This window comes from Salinicola halophilus, from assembly GCF_003206155.1.
In the GTDB taxonomy this organism is placed as follows: domain Bacteria; phylum Pseudomonadota; class Gammaproteobacteria; order Pseudomonadales; family Halomonadaceae; genus Salinicola; species Salinicola halophilus.
In genome coordinates this window covers 54,543-74,748 of the sequence record NZ_PZJV01000007.1, presented here as the reverse complement: position 1 = coordinate 74,748, position 20,206 = coordinate 54,543, and the positions used below count along the sequence as shown (strand labels likewise).

General features: G+C 61.5%; 18 protein-coding genes. 6 read left to right on the top strand and 12 right to left on the bottom strand.

All coding sequences use genetic code 11. The annotated features are described in order from the left end of the window. Positions 1 to 138: 138 nt before the first annotated feature. From DOM33_RS15080 to DOM33_RS15070, 3 genes are all read right to left on the bottom strand, one after another. Entirely contained in the window at positions 139 to 1,032 is an 894-nt protein-coding gene (locus DOM33_RS15080; RefSeq protein WP_110670474.1) for a formate/nitrite transporter family protein, read from the bottom strand. A 175-nt stretch (positions 1,033 to 1,207) separates the two neighbouring features. Continuing rightward, positions 1,208 to 2,047 (bottom strand): formate dehydrogenase accessory sulfurtransferase FdhD, encoded by an 840-nt coding sequence (locus tag DOM33_RS15075; protein WP_110670472.1) that lies wholly within the window; start codon positions 2,045 to 2,047, stop codon positions 1,208 to 1,210. A gap of 361 nt (positions 2,048 to 2,408) precedes the next feature. After that, positions 2,409 to 2,540: an entericidin A/B family lipoprotein gene (locus tag DOM33_RS15070; protein ID WP_110670470.1), complete on the bottom strand. Its 132-nt coding sequence runs from the start codon at positions 2,538 to 2,540 to the stop codon at positions 2,409 to 2,411. A gap of 160 nt (positions 2,541 to 2,700) precedes the next feature. Between DOM33_RS15070 and DOM33_RS15065 the strand changes: the two genes are divergently transcribed. Further along, positions 2,701 to 3,123, top strand: a complete 423-nt coding sequence (locus tag DOM33_RS15065; RefSeq protein WP_110670467.1) for an HIT domain-containing protein — start codon at positions 2,701 to 2,703, stop codon at positions 3,121 to 3,123. 21 nt (positions 3,124 to 3,144) lie between these two features. Here DOM33_RS15065 and DOM33_RS15060 read toward each other — a convergent pair whose 3' ends face one another. From DOM33_RS15060 to DOM33_RS15045, 4 genes are read right to left on the bottom strand one after another with little or no spacing between them, the layout of a single operon-like run. After that, positions 3,145 to 4,326: a nickel/cobalt transporter gene (locus DOM33_RS15060; protein WP_110670465.1), complete on the bottom strand. Its 1,182-nt coding sequence runs from the start codon at positions 4,324 to 4,326 to the stop codon at positions 3,145 to 3,147. Next, positions 4,314 to 4,991 (bottom strand): DUF1007 family protein, encoded by a 678-nt coding sequence (locus DOM33_RS15055; RefSeq protein WP_239495385.1) that lies wholly within the window; start codon positions 4,989 to 4,991, stop codon positions 4,314 to 4,316. The genes DOM33_RS15060 and DOM33_RS15055 overlap by 13 nt, the downstream gene beginning before the upstream one ends. Then, on the bottom strand, positions 4,988 to 5,446 hold the full coding sequence (locus tag DOM33_RS15050) for a hypothetical protein (protein WP_162617993.1): 459 nt from the start codon (positions 5,444 to 5,446) through the stop codon (positions 4,988 to 4,990). Before DOM33_RS15050 ends, DOM33_RS15055 begins: the two co-directional genes overlap by 4 nt. Beyond that, entirely contained in the window at positions 5,443 to 6,192 is a 750-nt protein-coding gene (locus tag DOM33_RS15045) for a hypothetical protein (protein WP_110670461.1), read from the bottom strand. The genes DOM33_RS15050 and DOM33_RS15045 overlap by 4 nt, the downstream gene beginning before the upstream one ends. Before the next feature lie 225 nt (positions 6,193 to 6,417). Here DOM33_RS15045 and DOM33_RS15040 point away from each other — a divergent pair, with 225 nt between their 5' ends. The 3 genes from DOM33_RS15040 to DOM33_RS15030 all read left to right on the top strand — a co-directional run bounded on the left by DOM33_RS15040 (position 6,418) and on the right by DOM33_RS15030 (position 11,718). After that, entirely contained in the window at positions 6,418 to 7,560 is a 1,143-nt protein-coding gene (locus tag DOM33_RS15040) for a glycerate kinase (RefSeq protein WP_110670459.1), read from the top strand. Positions 7,561 to 7,768: 208 nt separating this feature from the next. Then, positions 7,769 to 10,243: a PAS domain-containing methyl-accepting chemotaxis protein gene (locus tag DOM33_RS15035; protein WP_110670457.1), complete on the top strand. Its 2,475-nt coding sequence runs from the start codon at positions 7,769 to 7,771 to the stop codon at positions 10,241 to 10,243. After that, a complete protein-coding gene (locus DOM33_RS15030; RefSeq protein WP_110670455.1) occupies positions 10,240 to 11,718 on the top strand; it encodes a chemotaxis protein CheW in 1,479 nt (492 codons plus the stop codon). The genes DOM33_RS15035 and DOM33_RS15030 overlap by 4 nt, the downstream gene beginning before the upstream one ends. Before the next feature lie 151 nt (positions 11,719 to 11,869). Here DOM33_RS15030 and DOM33_RS15025 read toward each other — a convergent pair whose 3' ends face one another. Beyond that, on the bottom strand, positions 11,870 to 13,510 hold the full coding sequence (locus DOM33_RS15025; protein ID WP_239495384.1) for a DNA recombination protein RmuC: 1,641 nt from the start codon (positions 13,508 to 13,510) through the stop codon (positions 11,870 to 11,872). A 215-nt stretch (positions 13,511 to 13,725) separates the two neighbouring features. Between DOM33_RS15025 and DOM33_RS15020 the strand changes: the two genes are divergently transcribed. Together DOM33_RS15020 and DOM33_RS15015 are read left to right on the top strand one after the other, a co-directional pair. Further along, on the top strand, positions 13,726 to 14,289 hold the full coding sequence (locus DOM33_RS15020) for a type 1 glutamine amidotransferase domain-containing protein (protein WP_110670453.1): 564 nt from the start codon (positions 13,726 to 13,728) through the stop codon (positions 14,287 to 14,289). Between the two features lie 256 nt (positions 14,290 to 14,545). Then, positions 14,546 to 15,703, top strand: coding sequence for an App1 family protein (locus DOM33_RS15015; RefSeq protein WP_338053862.1), 1,158 nt, complete (start codon positions 14,546 to 14,548; stop codon positions 15,701 to 15,703). Positions 15,704 to 15,906: 203 nt separating this feature from the next. On the opposite strand, the gene DOM33_RS16240 is transcribed toward DOM33_RS15015, so the two are convergent. The 4 genes from DOM33_RS16240 to DOM33_RS16230 form a co-directional block, all read right to left on the bottom strand. Continuing rightward, positions 15,907 to 16,266: a hypothetical protein gene (locus tag DOM33_RS16240; RefSeq protein ID WP_162617992.1), complete on the bottom strand. Its 360-nt coding sequence runs from the start codon at positions 16,264 to 16,266 to the stop codon at positions 15,907 to 15,909. A gap of 79 nt (positions 16,267 to 16,345) precedes the next feature. Continuing rightward, the gene (locus DOM33_RS16235; protein WP_162617991.1) at positions 16,346 to 16,999 is read right to left on the bottom strand and encodes a hypothetical protein; all 654 of its coding nucleotides are present in this window, start codon (positions 16,997 to 16,999) and stop codon (positions 16,346 to 16,348) included. Positions 17,000 to 17,677: 678 nt separating this feature from the next. Beyond that, positions 17,678 to 19,294: a TIGR04141 family sporadically distributed protein gene (locus DOM33_RS15010; RefSeq protein ID WP_110670451.1), complete on the bottom strand. Its 1,617-nt coding sequence runs from the start codon at positions 19,292 to 19,294 to the stop codon at positions 17,678 to 17,680. An 85-nt stretch (positions 19,295 to 19,379) separates the two neighbouring features. Then, positions 19,380 to 20,171 (bottom strand): DUF6602 domain-containing protein, encoded by a 792-nt coding sequence (locus DOM33_RS16230; protein ID WP_162617990.1) that lies wholly within the window; start codon positions 20,169 to 20,171, stop codon positions 19,380 to 19,382. Positions 20,172 to 20,206 lie beyond the last annotated feature (35 nt).

The following is a 20,206-nucleotide window of genomic DNA, read 5'->3' as shown; positions in this document are numbered from 1 at the left end:
CAAAATCTCCAAAACGGTGAGCGACGCCCGATCTCCCTTTACCAGCCGTGACGTCGAATCGCGGCGGCCTTCTCGACCCGCAGGGGGAGAAGGCCAAGCCGCGACGATGGAAAAGCCGCGCTTGTGTCGAACTCTGGCTCAGGCGCGCCTGGCCGATTGCGTCTCCGCGGCCGCTGTCGAGCGCTTGGCGCGGGTCGCTGCCGCGCGGCTGGCATCGACGGCGGCTTCGCCTTGTGCGGCCGGCGCCTCGACCACGGCGTCGAGCGAGTCGTTGGGTCGATAGGCCACGTGATAGGCCAGCCCGACGAAGAGCGCCCCGCCGATCGCGTTACCGATGAACACGGCGATGAAGTTGGGCAGATACTCGCCCCAGGTCACGGCGCCGGTGAAGATGGCCGCCGGAACCACGAACATGTTGGCCACGACGTGCTGAAAGCCGATCGCCACGAAGGCCATCACCGGAAACCAGATACCGAAGATCTTGCCGGCGACGTCCTTGCTGGCGTAACCGAGCCAGACTGCCAGACAGACCAGCCAGTTGCAGCCGATGCCCGACACCAGCGCGTGCCAGAAGTCCGCCTGCACCTTGTGCTGGGCGATCGACACCGTGGTGGCGAGAAAGTCACCTTCCGCCAGCCCCAGGAAATGACCGAAACCGTAGGCCACCGCGAGGCTACCGGCGAAGTTGGCGAGCGTGACCAGCCCCCAGTTTTTGATCAGCGCGCCAGCACCGATGCGCCGCGAGAACAGCGCCATCGGCAGCGTCATCATGTTACCGGTCAGCAGCTCGCCGCCGGCGATCAGCGTCAGCACCAGCCCGATGGGAAAGACCGATGCCCCGATGAAGGTGCGAAGACCGCCCCACTCGGCGGGCATGGTGGCGGTCACGCGGATGTCGAGCAGAAAACCGATGGCGATGAAGGCGCCGGCGAGAAAGCCGAGAATGAGCAGCGCACCCAGCGGGGTCCGGCTCTTCTTGTAACCGGCGGAGACCGCCTGAAGCGCCGTGTCCTGGGGGGAATGGAAAGCCATGAATGCCTCGAGCGATGTCTGAACGGAAACGATGAGTGAAGGCGTGTGACGTTTGGTCACACCCGAGTATCGTATCATTCATATAGCTCAATACGCACAGAAATTATTTGCTCACTAACATTATCGCCGATGGGCTGTGACGCGTCGACGGCCCGCCAGATTCGCGACGGCAGAACTAGACGTCTCCGCGACTGAGCAGCTCCAGGCGCCGCCCGCGATGGCAGTTGATCAGCGTCAGATTGCAGGAGCGGGCGACATTCACCGCCAGCCGCGACGGGTAGGAGAGCGTCGCCAGCGCCGGTATGCGAGCGCGCACGCTCTTCTGCACCAGCTCTAGACTGCAGCGGCTCGAGGTCATGACCGCGGCCGGCATCCGCCCCGCCATCAGACTCTCGCCGATCACCTTGTCGAGCGCATTGTGACGACCGATGTCGAGGCCGAGGCTCGTCGTCTCCCCTGCCGCGGACAGCCCCAGTGCCAGATGCATCCCGGTGGCGGCGCGCTCGCGCAGGGTGTCGAGGCCGCACTGCAGCGCGCTTGCGGCAGGCAAGGCGGTGGTGGGTAGCCGAGTCAGGCCGAACAGCAGCTGCGACTCCTCCTGCACACCACAGGCCCCGCAGCCGCTGGTGGAGAGCGTCGCCCGCGCCTGACTCTCGGCGCGGCGAGCGATCCGGGGCGCCACCGTCAGCCGAACCCGCAGACCGTGCCGGCTCGATTCGGACTCGATCGACTCGACGTCGGCGTAGCGGTCGATGACGCCCTCGCTGTAGGCGAAGCCCACGGCCAGCGCCTCGAGCTGCGAAGGCGTCGCCAGCACGGTCGCGTAGGCGGTGTCGTTGAAGACGATGGAAACCGGTTTCTCGTCCGGCCCGGGGAGCGCCTCGATCGACTCGTGGCTCGCATCGGTGAACGCAAGCGCCGACTCGCTCGCGGCACGCGCGGCGGGTTCGCTCGGAGCAGGGGCCGCATCACACGGGGTATCGCCCCGGCGGGCGCGATCGTCGAGAGCTGACATGGGTGACCTCCGGCCCGGCCGGCGGCGAGGTAAACGGTACGAAAAGAGCGACCGGGCGCGACACTACTTTAGCATGTGCTCGCGTTCGAACCTGCTCGCAAGGTCGCGAAGACACGCCTTCACCGACATCGGTCGGCCGCCGCGCGCGGCGGAAGCCGGCATGCGAAATGGCGCGAGTGAGAATGTCTGGGAAAGCCGCAGAGGCCGGGAAGACACAGAACGCTCGGGGCGGGCAGGAGCATCGGCACTGGGGAGGACGGTCGAGAACCGAGCGGCATACTGCAGCGCGGCGGAGGGAACGAGGGATGGCAAGCGCATCGCCGAAAGCAGAACGCCTGGCGATCGCCAGGCGTACGTCTCGTTAGCTGGCCGCGTCCTGTACGGCTTCGCCACCTTCTTCGATATCCTTGCCCGCGCCACCGATGGTGTTGCAGCCGGCGAGGATGCCTGCGCTGAATAGCGCCAGCAGGGAAAATGCGATGAATCGTTTCATGATGTCGTCCTCCTTAACGGGCTGAAGGATGCGCCGTGACGCATCCGGTCGTACAGTCGTCGACCTGAGTTCCAACATAGCAGAGCGACGTCCTGGTGCGCACAAAATCGGCGTCGTGCCGCCCCGCGCTGCCTAGACACTTCGAAGCTGGAGACACCCCATGCCGAGTCTGACCCTCGATCCCCGCCTCGAGCGCGACAGCGTGCACGTCGTCGATCTGACACTCTGCCAGGTCCGCCTGAGCCTGGACGCCCGCTATCCGTGGCTGGTGCTGGTACCGCGCCGCCCCGACGTCACGGAGCTCTTCGATCTCACCCAGGCCGATCAGCGCACGCTATGGCAGGAGGCCACCGCGCTGGGACAAGCGATGATGCAGCACTTCGAGGGGGACAAGCTCAACGTCGCCACTCTCGGCAATGTGGTCGCCCAGCTCCACGTTCACGTCATCGTGCGCTTCGCCGACGACCCCGCCTGGCCGGGCCCGGTGTGGGGGCACGGCGAGGCGGAGCGCTACGCCGAGGCCGCACTGAAAGATCGCTGCGACACGATTCGCCGCCTGGCCGAGACGCTGAACGTCGGCTGAGCCTCGGGGCGTGCCGCCGCCTCAGCCGCGAGTGAACGGCCCGCTTACCGGCGCCTCGGTGGACTGCGCCGTCGGCGAGCCCAGCAGCGGCGCGCCGGGTGCCTCCCCGCGCTGCCACTGGGCGAGGCTCAGGGAGAGCCCGAGCGCCAGGATCAGCGCGCCGCCGGCCAGTCCCACCCACGCCTGCCAGGGGTGGCGGCTCGCCATCGGCGAGAGCCGCCGCTGCACCCAGTCCCGAGCGAAGACACTCAGCAGCGCCAGCGACGACACCGTCAGCGCCGTGCCCAGCGACATCGCCATCACCGCCACCACGCCCTTGCCGAACTGCCCCAGCAGCGCCGAGGCGCCCAGCAGCAGCACCGCCCCGCTGCAGGGGCGAATACCGATCGACAGCACCGTCAGCAGCGCCCCGCGCCAGTCGCTCGCGGTATCGGGATCGACGTGATGATCGTGCCCGCAGCCGCAGTGCGCCCCGTGCTCGTGCGTGCCACGCAGATCCGCACCCTGCTCGTTCGCACCCTGCTCGTTCGCGCCAGGCGCCGGTGCGGCCGAGCGAACGAAGGGGTCGGGCCGATGGCTGGCGAGTGTCGTCCCGTTCCGGGGCGCGACGACGTCGAAGCGATAGCGGCCAGTCAGCGCCGCGGGCTCGGAAGCGACGGCTGACCCGGCGAACGTCGCCCGATAGAGCCGGCGCAGCGAGCGCACACAGAGCCAGAGCCCGACCAGCGCCACCAGCAGGAAGCTCACCGTCTCGGCCTGATCCACGCTCGCCATCGCCTGACGAGTGAGCCAGCCGAGGCCGAAGACGAGTACGGCGATGAGGGCGATCGCCATCACGCCCTGCAGCAAGGAAGCCAGCGCCGAGAGTGCGATGGCGCGCTTCCACGCCCCGCCCTGCGAGGCGAGGTAGGTGCTCAACACCACCTTGCCGTGCCCCGGTCCGGCGGCATGGAAGACGCCGTAGCCGAAGCTCACGCCCAGCAGCACGCCCCAGGTCGTCACCCCCGGGGCGCGATCGATCTCGGTGATCGCCGAGGTGAGCGCATGGTAGAGATCGCGCTGCCACAGCACGACGTGCACCGCTCCCTGCTGCCACCAGCCGAGCCAATAGATCGCCCAGCCGACGAGCACCACCGCTGCCAGCGGCAGGCCGAATGCCAGCCAGGGTTTCAGTCCGGTTGCGCTGGGTTTCAGGCGGGACATCGAATCTCTCCCGTCTCGGCGAAGAAGCGCCCCAGATTGGGCTCGCCGGACTCGGTCTTGTCGAGCATTGCGGCTTCCATCACTTTCGACGGATCCGGGTCCGCCTTGACGATGTGCGTCGAGCAGCCCGCCGGCGCGCCGGCGAGCGTTAGCGCCCCCGGCAGCGGCTCGCTGCCGTCGGCATTCGCCTCGTGGACCATCTCGATGTAGTAGGTCGGATCGAAGATGCGGTAGTCGAGTTCGTGCCCGGCCATCGGCACGGGTGAGGCGAGCGGCAGCACGAAGCTGAAGACCAGCCGGTCGCCACGCACCTCGGTATTGGTATTGCGCACCTCGCCCTGGGCGACGGGCGCGCCGTCGAGGGTGATGGTGGTGAGATTGTCCTGCGTCGCGAGATTGTTGCGGATCTCGACGCCGAGCGCGTCGAGGCGCTCGGGCATCGTGGTGCCGTCGTCCAGACTGCTCATCTCCTCCATCACCACCTGGCTGTAGAACGGATCCATCCGCCACTGCTGACGCAGCGCCGCCAGCCGGCCGGCCTCGTCGAAGACCCCTTCGACACTGATATCCACCCAGCCGTGCGGGTGGGCGAAAGCCGGGGACGACAGGCCGACGGCGACGAGCGCCAGTAGACCGCTTCCCCAGCGGTAGAACGATCGAATCAAGGCTGTGATCTCATGCGGTTCTGAACGTCGATGAAGAGCGGATCGAGCGCAACGGCATCCAGCGGCTGACCGCCCTGGCGCCCGCTCAACGAGAGATAGGTATCGCCCTGGCGCAGCGCGAGCCCCGGTGGCGGCGTGTCGCCGGTGGTAACCTCGGCATGGATCTGGTAGCCGCTTCGCGACGCCAGTACGGCGTCGACCTGACGCAGATCGCCGTCGGCGTGACGGATCACGAAGCCGCGCTCGGCGAACATCGCAAGCGTCGCCCTGAGCGTCGCGTCGGGATCGGCGTTCAGCGAAATGCTGCGCGGCTCCGGCGCCGGGGCGACCGCGCAGCCGCCGAGCCAGAGCGCCGCCAGCAGCGCAAGCGCCAGGCGCATCGTACGTCGCGACGTCGTTGACGAGGGCGTCGTCGATGGCTGCGCCGTCGAGGGGTGATTGATGGCCCGAGTCATGGCGTAGCCCTCCCCGTCGAAGACGACGCAGGTGCCGGCACGGCGGTGCCCGGCGCCGGGGTTGCGGTAGTGAGCCGCGACTCGATCGCCTGACGCAGCTCGCGGCAGACTCCCTGATGATTGTCGCTGCGCGCGTCGATGAGATAGCCGTCGCGGTCGACCACCACCGAGTCGCGGTCGACGTAGGTGATCGTGCTCGGTGTCGCCACGGAGAGGCGCTCGACGCGTATGGGGTCGCTGTCGTAGCCGTAACCGAACCCTTGAGAGAGGCCGATACCGTAGCCGCTGCGCCCGCCGAACCCGACGCCGCCCCAGAGCCCGGTGCGCCCGAAGGGCGAGTTGAGCGCCCCCAGTCCCGGCTGACGCGTTCGGCGTTCGGCGCTCACCACGCCGAGGGTGACGTCGGTGTCGAGAATGACGTAGCCGCGAGACTCGACCACATCGCGAGTGGCGCGGAGTCGCGCCAGCGGGTCGGCGTCACCCGCCTGCCACTGGCACTCCGGCGGCAGTGCCCCGCCACCTTCCAGCGAGACCGGCGATGGCGCGGAGAGCGACTGGCAGCCGGTGAGCGTGGCCAAGGCCCCCGCGAGCAGCACGCCCGTGCCATGCCGCGCTCGCGCCTGCAGCGCGCTCGCCAGGCGACGGTACCGAGTCGCGTCGCCGTCACGTGTGACGGCGGCGTATGACACGGGTGCGTTGCGACGGCGGGTTTCGCCGCGGTGGTTCGTCATGTCGTTTCGGTTCATCACATCATCCTCGCCGGCGGCGAATGTGAACGGCGTTCAGAATGCCAGTTGGCGTCTTCCGGCGCCACGCTGCCTTGGTCACGCGCCCGGCGCTCGTTGGCGTTCCCTGTCGTGGAGCAATGCCGCTAAGCTGACGACGAGGTCCCGGCGTGGCGGCGCTTCTTCCAACCGCCTGCGGCCAATCGCCGAACCGCCCGCTGCTCTCCACTATCCCAAGAGGACGCCATGAAGATCGTCATCGCCCCCGACAGCTACAAGGATGCCCTCTCGGCGCGCGACGCCGCGGCCGCCATCGCCGAAGGCCTCGCCCGCGGCGCCCCCGAGGCCGAGCTGATCCAGTGTCCGATGGGCGACGGCGGCGAGGGCACGCTGGAGGCGCTGATCGCCGCCACCGGCGCCGAGCGACGTGAAGCGCGCGTCCAGGACGCTCTCGGCCGCGAGCGCACCGCGGCCTGGGGCTGGCTCGCCGAGAGCCGCGCCGCCTTCGTCGAGCTCGCCGAGGCCAGCGGCCTGCAGGCGCTCACACCGGATGAGCGCACCGCGCTTCACAGCACCACCTTCGGCGTGGGCCAGCTCATTCGCGAAGCGCTGGACGCCGGCGCCGAGCGGCTGCTGCTGACGCTTGGCGGCAGCGCCACCAACGACGCCGGCGCCGGCATGCTCGCCGCCCTCGGCGCCCGCCTGCTCGACGCCGAAGGCCGCGACCTGCCCCCCGGCGGCGCGGCGCTCGCCGACCTCGATCAGCTCGATCTCAGCGGTCTGGACCCGCACCTCGCGACGCTCGAGGTCCAGGCCGCCGTCGACGTCGACAACCCGCTGCTGGGCGAGCGCGGTGCCAGCGCGATCTTCGGCCCGCAGAAAGGCGCGACACACGAGGACGTCGAACGGCTCGATCGCGCCCTGGGTCACTTCGCCGAGCGGGTCGCGCAGTCGCTCGGTCACGATGACCGCGACCAACCCGGCGCGGGGGCCGCCGGCGGTATGGGTTTCGCCGCGAAGGCGTTTCTGGGGGCCACGCTGCGCCCGGGCATCGAGCTGGTGATGGAGCACGCAAGGTTCGATCGCTATCTCGAAGGCGCCGACTGGGTGATCACCGGTGAGGGCCAGCTCGACGGTCAGAGCCTTGCCGGCAAGACGCCCATCGGCGTCGCTCGGCGCGCCGCCCGCTTCGGCGTGCCCACCGTGGTGCTGGCGGGCCGGCTCGGCGAAGGCTGGCAGACCGCCTTCGAGCATGACATCACCGCGGCGTTCGCCCTCGCCGACGGCCCCATGTCTCTGGAGACGGCGCTCGACCGCTGCGCCGAGCTGCTGCGCGACCGCAGTCAGACGCTCGGCAGGCTCTGGCACGTCGACCGGGGCGGTCGCTGACATCAGGTCACTCGCTGACATCAGGTCACTCGCTGGCATCAGGTCACTCGCTGACATCAGGTCGATCGATCAGATCGGCCCCGGCACGAAATTTAATTAAAGTTAGCCCGAGTCGTGCCGATGATCGGTGTCATGCCTCATTGCCCCCGTTCGCGCTGATGACAGACCGGATGCCGTCATGAGGAGCCCACCGACCTGGAGTGACCTCATGTCTGCAACCACGGAATCGTCCGCTTCCATCGCTGAAATCGCCTGTTCCAACGACCAGCTCGCCTCGCTCTGGCTGGCCATCAATCGCTCTCAGGCGATCATCGAGTTCGATCCCCAGGGAGAGATTCTCGACGCCAACGACAACTTCCTCTCGCTGATGGGCTATCGGCTCGAGGAGATCGTCGGCCAGCACCACCGCCTCTTCTGTCTCCCCGAGGACGCCGCCAGCCCCGAGTACCGCGCGTTCTGGCAGCAGCTGGCCAAGGGCGAATTCCGCGCCGGCGAGTATCGCCGTCTCACCCAGAGCGGCCGCGAGCTCTGGTTCCGGGCGATCTACAACCCGATCCAGGACGAGAGCGGGCGCACGGTCAAGATCATCAAGATGGCCACCGACGTCACCACGCAGAAACGTCTCGCCGCGGAGCACGCCGGGCGTATCGATGCCATCGAGCGCGCCCAGGCAGTGATCGAATTCGACCTCGACGGCCAGATCCTGACCGCCAACCAGAATTTTCTCGACACCACGGGCTATACGCTCAACGAGATCCGCGGCCAGCATCACCGGCTCTTCTGCGACGGCACCTACGCGCAGAGCGACGACTATCGTCAGCTGTGGCAGACGCTCGCCCGCGGCGAGTTCTTCCAGGGCGAATGCCGCCGCCTGGGCAAGGGCGGCCGCGAGATCTGGCTGCAGGCGACCTACAACCCGATTCTCGATGCCTGCGGACGGCCCTACAAAGTGGTCAAGTTCGCCTCCGACATCAGCGAGCAGAAGCGCATCAACGCCCAGTTCGAAAGTCAGGCCAAGGCGATCGATCGTGCCCAGGCGGTGATCGAGTTCGAACTCGACGGCCACGTGATCCGCGCCAACGACAACTTCCTGTCGCTGATGGGCTATACCGCCAAGGAGATCAGCGGCCAGCATCATCGGCTGTTCTGCGACGAGAACTACGTGCGCGGTGAAGCCTACCGTGACTTCTGGGAGCGTCTGGCCCGCGGCGAGTACGTCAGCGACGAGTTCAAGCGCTACACCCGAAGCGGTGAAGAGGTCTGGCTGCGGGCCACCTACAACCCGATTCTCGATCCGCGCGGCCGCCCGACCCGGGTGATCAAGTTCGCCACCGACATCACCGCGCAGAAACGCAGCACGGCCGAGTTCGAGGGCAAGGTCAACGCCATCGACCGCGCCCAGGCGGTGATCGAGTTCGACCTCGACGGCCACGTGCTCAGCGCCAACGCCCGTTTTCTGGAGACGGTGGGCTATTCCTTCGCCGAGATCGAGGGGCAGCACCACGCGATGTTCTGTCGCCCCGAGTATGCCCAGAGTCAGGCCTACCACGATCTGTGGCAGCGGCTGCGTCGGGGTGAGTTCGCCGCCGGCGAGTTCCGGCGTATCGCCAAGGACGGGCGCGACCTGTGGCTGCAGGCGACCTACAACCCAATCTTCGATGCCAGCGGGCGGCCCTACAAAGTGGTCAAGTTCGCCCACGACATCAGCGCCCAGAAAGCGCGCAACAGCGAATTCGAAGGCCGCATCAACGCCATCGACCGCTCGCAGGCGGTGATCGAGTTCGACCTCAAGGGCAACATCCTGCGGGCCAACGACAACTTCCTCGGCGCGATGGGTTATCAGGCCGACGAGATCGTGGGCCAGCACCACAGCATGTTCTGCGAGCCGGACTATATCGTCAGCCGCGCCTACCGTGACTTCTGGCAGTCGCTCGGCCGCGGCGAGTTCTTCAACGACCGCTTCATGCGACTGGGCAAGCACGGCCGCCGGGTCTGGATCCAGGCCAGCTACAACCCGATCCTCGACGCCGATGCCAAGCCCTACAAGGTCGTGAAGTTCGCCACCGACATCACCGCCCAGGTCGAACTCGAAGAGCAGATTCAGGCTCAGACCTCGGCGATGACCGCCGCGCTGGACAAGCTCAACGACACCATCGCCGGCATCGCCGACAACACCCGCGTGACCCGGTCGCAGGCCCAGGAAACGCAGCGCGAGGCGGAGCGTGGCAGCCAGGCGCTGAAGGACTCGAGCGAAGCGATGAGCGCAATCCAGAAGTCCTCCGAGGACATCGATGCCATCGTCAAGGTGATCGGCGAGATCGCGTCCCAGACCAACCTGCTCGCCTTCAATGCCGCGATCGAAGCGGCGCGGGCCGGCGAACACGGCCTCGGCTTCTCGGTGGTCGCCGACGAGGTGCGCAAGCTCGCGGAGAAGTCCGCCGACGCCACCCGCCAGATCAACCGCCTGCTGGGCGAATCGCTCAAGCGGATCGAGACCGGCAACAGCGTCTCGCGCCGCGCCGCCGATGCCTTCGGGCGTATCGTCGAGGGGGTCGAGCGCACCACCGCCTCCATCGAGGAGATCGACAACACCGCCAATCGCCAGCTCGCCACCGCCGAAGAGGTCGACGCGCTGATCCGCAAGCTCTCCAGCGCGACCAATGCCGAGCGGAGGCAGGCATGACACGCCAGGTCATGGGCATCCTGCGCATCGCCGACAGCGATATCGCGCTCGACGCACGCTGCCTGCAGGAGGTGGTCCGCCTGGAAGCCAACCTGGCCCCGCGCCCGCTGGCGCCGAACTGGTCGCTGGGGACGATGCTGCTGCGCGCCAACCCGCTACCGGTGGTCGATCTTGCCCGACTGCTGGGGCTGGAGAGCGGTGACGCCCCGCGGGAAGCCGGCGATTTCGTGGCCGTGGTGAGCTATCGCGAGCGACGCTTCGGCCTGCGTATCGACCACATTCGCGACGTGGTGGAGGTCCAGCCTTCTCAAGGCTTCGAGCTGACCGACGGCAGCGGCGAGACCCATGCCCTGACGCCTCGCGTACTCGAGATACCGCTGAACGATCGCCCCGCCTACGTGCTCGACCTCGACGCCCTGTTCGCCCTCGATGGCATGGTCGCCGTGCGTGAGCGCGCCGGGCAGACCGACGCCCGCGTGATGGAAGCGACAAACCGTACCGCCGAGCGCTGGCTGATGGCGCGCCGGGGCGAGACGGCGCTCGCGCTGGATACCGCGGTCGTCCGCGAAGTGGTCATGTGCCCCGCGGTGGAGCCGCCGGCGCTGACGCTGTCCGGCTACCTGGGCGACGTTCGCGTGCGCGACTTTACCCTGGCACTGTTCGACCCGTGTGCGCTCATCGGTATCGAGCCCCTGCGGGAGCTGCCGGCGTACATGGTCATTCTCGACGGCCCGGACGGGGCGATCGCGCTGGCTGCCGACCGCGTAGTGACGCTGGTCGAACAGAACGCCCGGCCGAGTGCGGCGGGCGCCGGCTACAGCGATGCCGTGGCCGGTGTCGTCGCCACCGCCAGCGGCGACGCGCTGGTGATCGACCACTACCGCCTGCTGTCGACGCTCAATCTCACCTCGCTGGCCCGCCTGCACGCCGCCATCAGCGGACGCAACGCCGAGGCGAAGGCACGCAAGCTCTGGCGGCGGTTCTCCTACGTGCACTTCAGCTGCGACGGCGAGATGTCGACGCCGCTGGATCAGCTGGAGGCGGTGGCGAACGCACCGGACGAGGCCGAGATCGAGACCGGCGCGCAGCTGGGACGCTCGGTCTCGATGGCCAAGGCCTACGTCGGTGTCTGGCGCTTCAACGAACGCAGCGCCACGCTGGTCGATCTGCGCCTTCTGCTGGGTCGCAACGCCGACACGCCCGCCGCCCACGTGCTGCTGGTCGACGGCGGCGAGGGGCTGGTGGGGTTTCTGGTCGACTCGACCCGGCGCATCGAGTACATCGAGGCACCGGCGGAGAGTCAGTCGATTCGCTGGCGCGGCGACAGCCGCCCCGACGCCACCCCGGCGGAGCGTGCCAAACGGCTGATGTCGCTGGGGGAAGGCGCGCGACGCCAGGTGCTGGCGCTGGTGTGTCTGCAGAGTCTGGCCAACGACTTACTGCGGGAGACGCGCAGCTTGGCCCTGGCGAGCTGAAGTCTGCGGGCGGCGCGATCCGCGCCAAGGCACGCGACGCCGGCTGTATGCCCCCGCCGCCGGGGGCATCGAATCCGGGCGCTTTCCCTTGAATCAGGGCCCTTTCTCTTCAATCAGGGGCCTTTGCCTTGAAGCGGGGCGCTCCACCGCCTCAGGGCTCGTCCGGGCGCTTCTCGTCGCGGTCGTGAGCGTCGGCCACCGGGGCATCGCCGGTGGGCGGCGAGGTTTCGTCCGCGTCGCGGCGCGTATCGCTGCTCGCGTCGTCGCCCTCTGTCACGTCCTCGCGGCCTGTCTCAGCGCCTTTTTCAGTGCCCCTCTCGCGGCCTTTCTCAGCGCCTCTCTCAATGTCTTTCTCCCGGCTTCTCTCGCGGCCTCCCTCCAGTTCCTCGGGGTCTTCGCCCTCGGCGGCCCGCGTGAGGTGTGAGGGTAGCTCGCGCTTCATGCGCACTCCGAGCTTCTCGAGCTGACGCGCCTGCCCGACGAGACTCCCCTGCCCGGTGGAGAGCCGCGACACCGCCTGCTCGTAGCTCGACTGCGCCCGCCCCAGATGCTTGCCCACGTCTTCGAGGCTCGTCACGAACCCCTGAAACTTGTCGAGCAGCTTGCCGGCGCGCTCGGCGATATGCCGGGCGTTCTCGTTCTGGCGCTCGAGATTCCACAGGCTGGCGACGGTACGCAGGCTCGCCAGCAGCGTGGTCGGCGTGACCACCACGATGTCGCGGGAGAAGGCGTCCTGAAACAGCGTCTCGTCGAACTGGAAGGCGACCGCGAACGCCGGCTCCACCGGCATGAAAAGAAAGACGAAATCCGGCGAGCGCAGCCCCGGCAGCTTGGGGTAGTCGCGGCTGGCGAGCGCGTCGATGTGCGCCCGCACCGCCTGCACGTGGGCACGCAGCGCCTGCTCGCGCTCGGCGTCCTCTTCGGCGTTGACGTAGCGCACGTAGGCGTTGAGCGAGACCTTGGCATCGACGATGAGGTGCTTGTCGTCGGGCAGATAGATCACCGCATCCGGGCGCTGGCGGCCGTGCTCGCCCCCCAGCGACACCTCGCGGCGGTACTCGATGTCGCGGCGCAGCCCGGAGCGTTCGAGCACCGACTCGAGCATCACCTCGCCCCAGTTGCCCTGCATCTTCTTGTCGCCCTTGAGCGCCCGAGTGAGATTGGCGGCCTCTTCGGTGATCTGGCGGTTGAGCGTGGCGAGCTGATCGATCTGCACCTTGAGCGTGGTGCGCTCGCGGCTCTCCTGCCCGTGGATCTCCTCCAGGCGCTGACGGAAACCCGCCACCTGCTCGCGAAACGGCTGCAGCAGCGCTTCCAGACTCTCGCGGCTCTGGGCGCTGTAGCTGCGGTTGCGCTCATCGAAGATGCGCCCGGCCAGCGACTCGAACTCGTGGCCCAGCCGGCCCTTGGCGTCTTCCAGCAGCTTGATCTGCTCGGCGTGGTGGTGCTTGGCCTGTTCGAAATGCGTCTCCAGCCGCCCATAGCGCTCGCGCAGGTCCGCCAGGCGCTCGTTGAGCGTCTCGACCTGCTGCTCCCGCGTGGTCAGCCGCTGCTTGAGCTCGCCCAATTGCTCGCGCAGTTCGTCCTGCTGGGTATCGCTCTGGGAGAGCTCCTGCTCGAGCCGCTGCCGCTGACGTTCGCTCTCGTCGAGCCGCGTCTCGAGGTCGTCGTTGACCTCCCGCCGGCGCCGGAGCACCGACAGCGCCGCCACGCCTACCACCAGCGCGCCTAATATCGCGCCCAGCAGCGCCATCCCGATCAGCGACACTGCGCTACCCGCCTCGCCAAACATGCCTCTCTCCTCGTCGTCTTTGCCGTCACCCGGGGGCGAGATACGGGCACCGCCGCCACGGCTGCGTGGCGAGTCTCGGCCCCGGTGGGAACATTCTCCCCTTGAAGTTCGCTGAGACTATCCCAAACTTATGCCTAACGCTGAAACACGGACCCGGATGGCCCGTGGGCGGTTAGTCCATTCATCAATCGTCATATCAAGACCAGGAGGTCAAGATGGCTAATCAACTCGACGGTAAACGTGTCGCCATTCTCGCAGCCGACGGCTTCGAAGAATCCGAACTCGCATCACCGCGTGCAGCACTTCAAGGTCAGGGCGTGGAAACTCACGTCGTGACGCTGGACGGCAAGGGCATTCGCGCCTGGGCCGAAACCGAGTGGGGCGAAACCTACGACGCCGACAAGGCGCTCGATGACGCCGACCCGACGAACTACCACGCGCTGCTGCTGCCGGGCGGTCTGTTCAACCCGGACACACTGCGTACCAACGAGAAAGCGCTGAGCTTCGTCAAAGCGTTCTTCCAGGCCGGCAAGCCGGTCGCCGCGATCTGCCACGCCCCGTGGATTCTGATCAACGCCGGCGTCGTCGACGGCCGTAAACTGACTTCCGTGCCCTCCATTGCACAGGATCTCAAGAACGCCGGCGCCGAGTGGGTCGACGAGTCCGTCGTCTGCGACAGCGGCTTCGTCACCAGCCGTACGCCGAAGGATCTGGACGACTTCAACGCCAAGTTCATCGAAGAGCTCGGCGAAGGTCGTCACAGCAATCAGCACGCCTGATTGCTGCGAGATCGAGAACGACAACGCCCGCCTTCCGGCGGGCGTTTTTGTGTCTGGCCCTCACGCGCGACAAGCCGTACCCAACCGTTGCGCCTGACCGTCGCGCCTGCATACTGAGGCAAGCCGCACCGATACCGGGCCGAATACCGTCGAGGTCTGCCCTGCGCGGACCGTTCACCCATCGATACCGGCCAGGCTGAACGCCGCGGCGCGCCGCCATCGACTGCGCGCCAGCCCCACAAGGACGAGCCAGCCCGTGACCCAAGACGCCACCACGACCCATCGCGACGGCTCCAAGCGCCGGATGTTCTTCGGCAAGCTGATCCACTTCAGCAAGAAGCTGGTCCGCCTGTTCACCCGCCCCATGCGTCGCGACAAGGGCCATGGCGGCGTCATCGTCCACCCCTACCGGGGTTACGGCTCGCAGAAAGAAGCCTTCATCATGGGCCGCGTCTTTCGCCAGCCCCGGCGTCTGGCGCGCTGGGAGCAGGCCGGCGTGATGCAGGACCTGGCCGACCTGGCCCGCCGTCTGGTGCGCCACGGCGTAGCGGATGCCCGCGTCGACATTCGCCTCGGCGCGACGCAGACCACCGTCACTACCGACGCCGATGGCTATTTTCACGCCCATATCGAGATCACCCACACCCTGCCGGCGGAGGCGATCTGGCACACCGCCAAACTGCAGGTGGTCTCCGAAGACGACGCCATCAGCACCGAGACCGAGGTCTACATCCCCCCGGCGAGCACCGACCTGATCGTCATCAGCGACATCGACGACACCGTGATGTACACCGGCGTCGCCAACAAGCTGAAGATGTTCTATCGCCTGTTCATGGAGAAGGCCGATGAGCGCACCGCTTTCCCCGGCGTGGCAGCGCTCTACCGCGCGCTCTACGACGGCGCCGAAGGCAACCGCAAGCGGCCGATGCTCTACGTCTCCCGCGGGCCGTGGAGCATCTACGAGGTGCTGGAGATCTTCTTCAACATGAACCGCATCCCCGTCGGGCCGATTCTCTTCCTGCGCGAGTGGGGCCTGTCGCTCAAGCGCCCGTGGCCGCGCAAGGCGGAGGATCACAAGTCCGACGTGATCCAGAGCATGCTCTCGCTCTACGAGGATCTGCCCTTCGTGCTCATCGGCGACAGCGGCCAGCACGACCCCGAGGTCTACACCGAGATCGTCAAGGCCTACCCCGACCGCGTGCGCGCCATCTACATCCGCAAGGTGGACGACGACGACGAGCGCGACGCCGCCATCGACGCCCTCGCCAAGGAGATCGGGGATTCCGACTGCGAACTGATCCTCGCCAGCGACAGCGCCACCATGGCCGAGCACGCCCTCTCCCGCGGATTCATCTCACAGGAAGGGCTCGACGCCGTGCGCGCCGATACCCGCGCCCAGCAGCAGCGGGAGTGAGTTTTTGTGGACGCTTTGGCTTATCGCCGGAGTGAGGAGGGCTCGGGTATGTGGAAGTGCCAACAAGTTGTGGTGCGCAGGGAGCAATGATGATAGAGGAATGATGGCCGTTAACGCTGAGCACAGCGGCGACCTTGGAATGGCGACGAAGGAGCCATGGAAAGGGCGTCCGGCGGCCACCGGCCGCGTACTGCTGCGACTTGTTAATTTTCTTCGAGGGTGCCAGTTGCGACCCAAGTTAATTTGTTACCAACAACATAGCCTCTGGCTAGCTTGTAAACGAAACCGTCATTCCCATGCTCCAATACATCAATAGCACCTCCGCTGTAGGTAGAGCCATATTCATTAAGAAACTGGAGTTTTGGAGGGCTATCAAACCGAACACCGTATTTTTCGGTGTATTCGCCAAAGTGAGTTAAGACGATCTCACCCTTTACGACCTCTTTTTCATTACTGGCAAAAGGGAAAACCTGAAACAGCCAAGTGGAGAGAAGCCCTGCAGCAACGCTGGTCAGAAAAACCCCGAGTATGTGATCTTTCAGAAATTTACTTATCTTGCTCAACTTGATTCTCACTTGAAAATTAACGCATAACATCACGGGTAAACGGCGCGCAGCGACGGCTATCCCGTGCATGTTCTTGTTATGTTTTGTATTTAGCAATACGATTTAGATCTGACTGGTCCGTAAATACACACAGTTCATTGCTAACCCCCTCATACTCGATATCATGCCATCTGCACATGTTGGTCTCATATGCATTCAATAATTCAGATCCCATCGAAGCGAGTGCCAGACCTTTAAGATGAAACCGAATTTCTCTACCTGTTTCACTATGCCTCAATTTCCTAAGGAGAGTAATAAGTTGATGAGTCAGCATAGATGTTTCATCTCTACCCACATAGTCCAAATATGCGACTTTTGAGATCTTTTGCTCTATCCCAGTTTCCTCTAGTGTATAAAGAAATTTTTCACGCGTTTGGGGATCATTGATATTCTCTCTCAGCTTTTCGCAAAGATATACCCCGTGCTGTCTCGAAGTTTGTAGCTTTTGCCAATCCATTTGATCTACATGAATAACTGCTTGTAGCCTTAGCTGTCGATATATCATATAGAGTGTAAGAACTGAAAGCATAGGCGTATATAAACCGCCCAATGCACTTCCCATTTTTGCCCACTCATCATGTGAAGACCAGATTCCGAATCCAAATTGATAAACGTACACAGCTATAGGAACTAAAAGAATTATTCCAAAAACAATCATTGTATTCTTTGTTCCTAGCTTTCTAAGTGACACGTCAATTTATCCCTATAAATTTCATGTTCGACAAAATTAAGGCATAGCCTAAAAAACATAACGCCGCACTAAGCGGACTAAAATTGTGGGTTAAAATGTGTAGCGAAGCGAAACCTAACCAACTGCTTTAGTTCCGACTTGAGTGCCTTGTTAGGCGAAACCCGAACCAAGCAAATCTGTTTCATCAGTTATTTGAACCGTTTCATATTCTTCGATAATTGCAGCCCCTCGTGTTACCAAACGGTTGTAAAAGCTTGGAACTAAGTCAACGATAAACAAGTGATATCCATTAGCTTTAGATACTTTATATATTATATCTATAAGTGTTTTTCCGAGGCGCTTATGCTGCATAAAGGGAGGCATAAATATATTAGGTATATATACCTGTTGATGTTCATGAGAGATGTTAATTTTAATAATCATAGTTTTTGCTAGTGCATCTTTTTCAACTGTACCTTTAATGAGAATTTCATCCTCTCTAGGTATAATGCGATCCAGCTCATAGAATTGATCTAGATACGGTTTTAAACAGGAGATATTGCTTCTAAGATTCCCGAATTAATTTTACTGCTCATTTCTTACATTACTCCATGTGTGAACTTTGAACGATTCGCCTAACGCCGCGCTCTGCGGCAAATTTGGAGCGCAGCGAAAAATTTGTCCGACAGCAGCGCCTTGTTAGTTTTTCTTTGGCTTGCACTTTTTAGTCTTTAACCAAACGGGGTCAATATCTATTTTAGATAGAGAAATATTGTAATTTAACGCCCATAGTGTTTTTAAAGAATTCTTTAATGTCACCTTTGAAAAAAATGGGAGTTCTTCAGGTATATCCTTGGTTGTAGCAATTGCATAAACCACCCTATATTTACTTGGATCTGGCCTTGGCTTTGGATCATCTAATTTGATTGATGCAGGCAATTTTGGGTTCAATTTCTCTCTGTAGTCAGAGTCTTTTATAAACGCTTCCGCAGCCACAAATCCTTGAGAGAACAGGTGGCTGAGTGTGCTTGAGCTTCTGTATAACTTGACATGAACAAATTCATTTCCACCCTTTATCAAATCACAGTGCTCTAGCTTGTCATAAGGGCCACCAATCTGGATATTCTTTTTATCCATCAAACAAAAAACGCTGTGTGTCTTAGCAACTAACTCGTTATAGTCGCCCTCATCATCATGAGAATATATGGGAAATGAGAATGGATGAGTATCAATATCGCTGAGGTAGTCATCAACTGCTGCCACAAAATCACAGTTTATTTTGTACCATACTCCATTTCTTAGGATGTATTGATCGTTTCCAAATTTAATTTCAGCATACAAGCAGCGGTAGACAGGCCAACTTTTTACAGACTGATACTCATTGTTGTTTACGTGAACAACGTTGCTCTTCATTAGCTCAACTGTAGGAGTAACACCACCAAGGTATGTTATATAGTCCTCGAAAGATAAAACTACATGGCGAAGGGTTTTCTGGTACATATCAAATGAATAGCCGATTTGACCTTCCCAGTCTACTATTTCCGGCTCCCCTAACCAGAAATTAGAAACATTGTTGCTGCTCAAGTATTGATCTAGTTCCAAATCGAGTATTTCAATCTCGTCATAGTCCCTAACCCTATTGATATTTTCTACCCAGCTAAATTTGTCTGGTAGATTAGAGCGATATTGTTTGATAGCCTTTGAAAGAATAGCGGGTATATCTGAAAGGTTGGTTTCTACTGCAATTGTCAGGGCATCCCTACCCGTTACATGACTACCAAATTCTTTTACTAATGATGTGCCTGTTACTGCGTAGAGCATCTCCATCTCAGAATCTAAATGGAGATTAAATATATCTACATCCCGAGTACTTTGAGTTCTTGAATTCAATGGATTGTGATCATAACTGGCTTTATCCAAACTTCTCAGTTTGTCAGGATCTACCGAGTTCAGCGTGACCTTTAGACCGAAATCACGCTCGATAGACTCTTGCTTTAAAAGATGAAAACCAGTGCCAAATGACAGTACAAATGTAGCTCCTGATACTCTTACTAAGAATACAGCACCTACATTTGAAGAGGTGCCAAATTCAGAAACATCAAATTGGCTATCTGTTGTAAACAATCTAGTCCAAGGAGGAGCATCTTTAGGTGGCTGCTTTTTTATGTAAAGACGGGCTGATTCTGCCTCTGGCAAGTCCATTTCAATAGGTTGCTTAGCATTTTCTAGCTTTAGAACATCAGAATCTGGCTTGCTGCCATCTCTCGCCAAATAGATAGATAGCTTTTCCTTTCTGATTTTATTTACTTTTGCCATAAATCCCTTCTCGGCTCAGCGCTGTAAAACTAACGCCCCTATTTAACGGCGAAGGGCTTTTTTCCGAGTCCGTTACAATGGATTGTTAAGTTTCTGGTAGTCGATTAATAACTTCTGAATACTCATATGCCAGAAAATTACTTGCCATTGCCATAGCTTGCATATCAGCAATTACTCTACCTAGACCAAAAACGTCAGGAGATACAGTTTGCAAATGGTATGAGCCTGGTAACAGCTTTTCTCCATTTCTGAGTATGCTCTTGTTACTCATAACCCTTATGATATTACAGCTCCCTGCAACATGAATAATATTCGGTCTCTTATTCATAGGGATCTCTGAATTTTCAACATAGAATTTGTTTAAATGCGCCATTAAAGTCTCAGACTTAAGCCCATCTGAAGCGAATATTACCTTATATGGCCAATCCTCATAGTGAAGCATTTCTCTACCTATTAGGTTTCTAGTGCCAATGGGAGCTTTATCAGGAACTGACGCCAGGTTCTCTAACGATTCTATGAGTTGCTTCTTATCGAGAGTAGATTTAACTGAAACAACTCCGATGCAACCCTCGATGCAGCAAAAAGACTTTCCACCATCTTCGGTCATCAAGTGATTAAACTGAATAGATTTATCATTAGATATAATTACGTCAAGTTGCTTGGATTCCGCACCATCCAACCCAAAGACAAACCCACCCAACTTTACATTACACATCGGAGGGAGATGATCCCGAAGAACTTTGGCGTATATATTCTCACGCGCCATTCCTCTATCAGTAGTATTCGGAAATATACTGGCTACATCTGCTTCGTTTCTTAGAACCTTTCCAACATCAAGAAAATAGCTGTGTAAGCGACGGTAAAAATCTTTAGCCATTTTCTCTCCTAAAGCTTAACAGGTATTAGATAGCA

Coding starts and splice junctions, on each gene's coding strand:
- DOM33_RS15080 (WP_110670474.1), bottom strand. CDS start 1,032: ATGGCTTTCCATTCCCCCCAGGACACGGCGCTTCAGGCGGTCTCCGCC.
- DOM33_RS15075 (WP_110670472.1), bottom strand. CDS start 2,047: ATGTCAGCTCTCGACGATCGCGCCCGCCGGGGCGATACCCCGTGTGAT.
- DOM33_RS15070 (WP_110670470.1), bottom strand. CDS start 2,540: ATGAAACGATTCATCGCATTTTCCCTGCTGGCGCTATTCAGCGCAGGC.
- DOM33_RS15065 (WP_110670467.1), top strand. CDS start 2,701: ATGCCGAGTCTGACCCTCGATCCCCGCCTCGAGCGCGACAGCGTGCAC.
- DOM33_RS15060 (WP_110670465.1), bottom strand. CDS start 4,326: ATGTCCCGCCTGAAACCCAGCGCAACCGGACTGAAACCCTGGCTGGCA.
- DOM33_RS15050 (WP_162617993.1), bottom strand. CDS start 5,446: ATGACTCGGGCCATCAATCACCCCTCGACGGCGCAGCCATCGACGACG.
- DOM33_RS15045 (WP_110670461.1), bottom strand. CDS start 6,192: ATGAACCGAAACGACATGACGAACCACCGCGGCGAAACCCGCCGTCGC.
- DOM33_RS15040 (WP_110670459.1), top strand. CDS start 6,418: ATGAAGATCGTCATCGCCCCCGACAGCTACAAGGATGCCCTCTCGGCG.
- DOM33_RS15035 (WP_110670457.1), top strand. CDS start 7,769: ATGTCTGCAACCACGGAATCGTCCGCTTCCATCGCTGAAATCGCCTGT.
- DOM33_RS15030 (WP_110670455.1), top strand. CDS start 10,240: ATGACACGCCAGGTCATGGGCATCCTGCGCATCGCCGACAGCGATATC.
- DOM33_RS15025 (WP_239495384.1), bottom strand. CDS start 13,510: ATGTTTGGCGAGGCGGGTAGCGCAGTGTCGCTGATCGGGATGGCGCTG.
- DOM33_RS15020 (WP_110670453.1), top strand. CDS start 13,726: ATGGCTAATCAACTCGACGGTAAACGTGTCGCCATTCTCGCAGCCGAC.
- DOM33_RS15010 (WP_110670451.1), bottom strand. CDS start 19,294: ATGGCAAAAGTAAATAAAATCAGAAAGGAAAAGCTATCTATCTATTTG.
- DOM33_RS16230 (WP_162617990.1), bottom strand. CDS start 20,171: ATGGCTAAAGATTTTTACCGTCGCTTACACAGCTATTTTCTTGATGTT.